Genomic DNA, 3,632 nt, shown 5'->3' with positions numbered 1-3,632 from the left:
TCGCCTGTTTCTTGTGCCCTCGGGGTATTTCCTTGTCTCGGCTGCCTCGATAACGTTTTTCAACAGCCTGCTAGCTTTTACCAGCCGCCCGGCACAGGTGCCGCCGGGCGGCTGGTATGCTACCCAATCCTGTCTATTTGCGAACCCTCGTGGTCCGCCTTTTTTGCGCAAAAAACCACCAGCATCAGGAACCATGGCCCGCCGACAACCACTCAGCAGTCGATGCCTATGCTGTACCTTGGCTATTGCGGGCTCCCTCAGGCCCGCTTTTTTCTTCCCGCTGAGCCAATCTCGCCTTCCCGCCCTTCCAACTCTTGCGCTTCAACCCCAGATAACAGCATGTTGCACTGCGCCAATCTGGCACGGAAAGGACCCCGGAGAATTGTCGATGACGGCTGCGTTAGTCGATCCCCTCGCACTCGGTACCGTATTTCAGCGTCAGGAACAGGAAGGTCTGCGTCTTGCTATCAAGGGCCGGGGCATTACACTGCTACTGCTGGGTATATGGCTGATTTCCACCCGTGCCGACGCACCAGAGCGTGCCCTCAACTACGCGCTGGTGCTCTGCGTGTTTGGCGCCCTCGGCCTGCTGCACTATCGCGTGATTGGCAGCCCGCTGGACCGCCCCTGGGTCAAATACCTGTTTGTGTTGCTCGATATCGTTCTGCTTTCCAGCCTGATCGCCACCCAGCCGCTCTATGCCGGGCTGGATCTGCCGCAGGCGATTATCTTTCGTGCACCGTTTTTCCCGTTCTACTTTGTCGCACTCGGCGCCAGTACCTTCAGTTTTTCCCCGGGTCTGGTGCTGTGGGCGGGCATCAGTGGCGCTGCGGGCTGGCTCGGCGCGTTTTTCTACAGCATCCACGATATGAGCGTGACCTACGAATGGAGTGACATTGGCCGCTATCCGGACACCGCCCATTTTGTCCGCTATTTCTTCGACCCCCACTTTGTCGGCACCGCCGCCCGCATTCAGGAAAGCCTGGCGCTGGTACTGGTGGCGTTGCTGATTGCCATCGTCATGTGGCGCGCGCGGACGGCACTGCGGCGACAAGTCCACGGTGAACAGGAACGGCAGCTGATCACCACCATCTTCGGCCAGTACGTACCGCCAGTGATTGCAGCACAGCTGATTTCGGATCAGGGCAGCCTGGAGCCGATGGAGGCCGAGGCCACCATCCTGTTTGCCGATATGGCCAACTTCACCCATCTCACCGAAACCCTCGGCGCTAAAGGCGTGGTGGATGTACTGAACAGTTACTTCGATACCCTGACCCGCATCATCAGCGAACACAACGGCATCATCACCCAGTTTCAGGGGGATGCCATTCTCGCTACGTTCAACGTGCCCGTGGAAGACCGCCAGCATGCCCGGCGTGCAGTCGAAGCGGCACGCGCCATCCTGACCACGGTGGCCAGTCAGCACTTCGCCGGGCAGCAGATCAAAGCCCGCATCGGTATCTGCACCGGGCAGGTGATTGCCGGCAGCATCGGTGGCGGCGGGCGGCAGAACTACACGGTGCATGGCCCGACAGTGAATACCGCTGCGCGGCTGGAAGGCATGAACAAGGACTACCAGACTCAGGTACTGATTGCAGAGACAACGGTGGTGCGCTGCCCGGACACGCACTTCATCGAAGTGGACACAACGCAGGTCAGAGGCGGAAAAGCCCCTCTGCGCATCTTTACCCTGAGCAAAACCTGAGCCCACTGCCCTGCTGCAGCATTTGGTTACCAACTGCTGCAAACGTAACGGCAATCCGCCTTGAAGCCAGCGCCTTGTCGCGTAAAGAAAAAGTAAGAGGACCCTCGCACGTTGCTGCACATTTGCCGCGGTCAGCTGATGACTTTACCGTCGCGGCCTCATTACAATAGGCACGGGGTGGCACCCAGGCGAGATTCAGGGCTCTGATGAGTAGAGCCAGTTAAGGACAGGAGCTGTCACCATGGACAAATCGATGTTGATTGGAATCGTGATCGGTGCTGTCGGCGTCACTGCCGGTGGTGCCATCGGTGGATACCAATACTTCAATCAGGCACCCCAGGGCCCAACCGAGGCGCAGGTGCTGGATGTCAAAACCCTTACCCATACCACTGATGTGCCTCGTCAGGTTTGCCATGACGAAGTCGTCACCCATCAGAAACCCGTACAGGACCAGAACCGCGTAGCGGGCTCAGTCATCGGTGCACTGGCGGGGGGACTGCTCGGCAATCAGGTGGGTGGCGGGAATGGTAAAACCCTGGCGACCATCGCAGGTGCTGCTGCAGGCGGCTATGCCGGTAATCAGGTACAGAAGAACATGCAGAATGGCGATACCTACACCACCACCAAGCAGGTCTGTAGCACAGTGACAGACAAGAAAACCGATGTGGTGGGGTATGAGGTCAAGTACAAGCTGGGCGACGGCATTGGTACCGTGAAAATGGACCACAAACCCGGCGCAACCATCCCGGTCAGGGAAGGGCAGCTGGTACTGAATCAGCCTAACGCGGGCTGATAACGCCCTGCCGCGTTATCACTGAACTGAACAGGCTCTGAGCCGGAAGGTAATCCCTTCCGGCTTTTTTCTGCCTGCCATCAGCCTTTCAGGCCTGCACATTCACCGTCACACCCACAGCGTTCATGTCGGCTGATAGCCACGCAGGAATACGCGGACGGCACGCTGGGCGATGGCCTCAATACGCTGTGGTGTCGGCAGCTGTTCTACCCGTAACGTGCACAACTCCAGCATTTCAGACTCCAGCAAGCCTTTCAGGTGGCGGGCTGCGATCTGTGGATCTTCCTGATACAACTGACCCTGCTCCATCATCTGTTGCAGATATGACGCCAGCTGGTTCATTCCCCGCTGTGGCCCTTTGGCATAAAACTGCTGACCAATATCACTGCACCCCGCCGCCGTGATCAGCAACCTCCGCAACGCCAGCATTTCGTCAGTGCAGACCAGTTGCAGAAAACGCTGGCCGAAACGCAGCAAGGTCTCTTCCATACTGCACTGCCCCAACTGCAAACCACCAAACAGAGCCGTCATATCTGCCTCTGCCGCCTGCATCATGATGTTGACGAACAGGTCTTCCTTGGACGGGAAATAGTTATACAGAGTTGTCTTTGACCCCCCTACCCGCGCAGCAATCTGCGCCATCGAGGCCTGCTCGAAGCCAACCTCCCGAAATACCTCAGCAGCGATCGCCATGATCGACTGCCGCTTTTCTTCACTTTTGGTTCTCATTACCTGTCTCTGTCTGCCACCGTGACTGCAAGCTAAAGTCAGCACGGCGGTGATCCATTGTAACGACTTGATCGGTATAACCCGAGATGCTGATCCTGACTCGTGGTTATTCGTCTTTATTCCTGACCAGGCAGCCACCCGCATAGTGGGTCACGAACCTTAACAGGTCGTTGAAAATCTATCTGCGTTGCCGAATACCGCGTCAAAAACAGGCTCAAAATGCTCATTTAGTTCACTAAACTCCGCTTTTTCGCCTGTGTTTTCCTTGTCTCGGCTGCCTCGATAACGTTTTTCAACAGCCTGTTAAGACAATCTTTTTAAAACTGGACTGTACAGTCTATTGACACACCATAGGCGGAAAGAAGTAGACTGTACAGCACAGTTTAGTTTTGAGCAGACGCCATG

General features: G+C 56.7%; 3 protein-coding genes. 2 read left to right on the top strand and 1 reads right to left on the bottom strand.

The features are described 5' to 3' along the window. Positions 1-388 precede the first annotated feature (388 nt). Both WH50_RS12850 and WH50_RS12845 read left to right on the top strand, forming a co-directional pair. Positions 389-1,705, top strand: coding sequence for an adenylate/guanylate cyclase domain-containing protein (locus WH50_RS12850; RefSeq protein ID WP_165838413.1), 1,317 nt, complete (start codon positions 389-391; stop codon positions 1,703-1,705). 241 nt (positions 1,706-1,946) lie between these two features. After that, a complete protein-coding gene (locus WH50_RS12845) occupies positions 1,947-2,498 on the top strand; it encodes a glycine zipper 2TM domain-containing protein (protein WP_104156175.1) in 552 nt (183 codons plus the stop codon). A 123-nt stretch (positions 2,499-2,621) separates the two neighbouring features. Here WH50_RS12845 and WH50_RS12840 read toward each other — a convergent pair whose 3' ends face one another. Continuing rightward, positions 2,622-3,227, bottom strand: coding sequence for a TetR/AcrR family transcriptional regulator (locus tag WH50_RS12840; protein WP_165838412.1), 606 nt, complete (start codon positions 3,225-3,227; stop codon positions 2,622-2,624). Positions 3,228-3,632: the final 405 nt, after the last annotated feature.

It is taken from the genome of Pokkaliibacter plantistimulans, from assembly GCF_003194385.1.
Lineage (GTDB): Bacteria > Pseudomonadota > Gammaproteobacteria > Pseudomonadales > Balneatricaceae > Pokkaliibacter > Pokkaliibacter plantistimulans.
Note: the sequence above shows the minus strand (reverse complement) of the source record. Positions and strands in the feature narration are given on the sequence as shown.

Coding starts and splice junctions, on each gene's coding strand:
- WH50_RS12850 (WP_165838413.1), top strand. CDS start 389: ATGACGGCTGCGTTAGTCGATCCCCTCGCACTCGGTACCGTATTTCAG.
- WH50_RS12845 (WP_104156175.1), top strand. CDS start 1,947: ATGGACAAATCGATGTTGATTGGAATCGTGATCGGTGCTGTCGGCGTC.
- WH50_RS12840 (WP_165838412.1), bottom strand. CDS start 3,227: ATGAGAACCAAAAGTGAAGAAAAGCGGCAGTCGATCATGGCGATCGCT.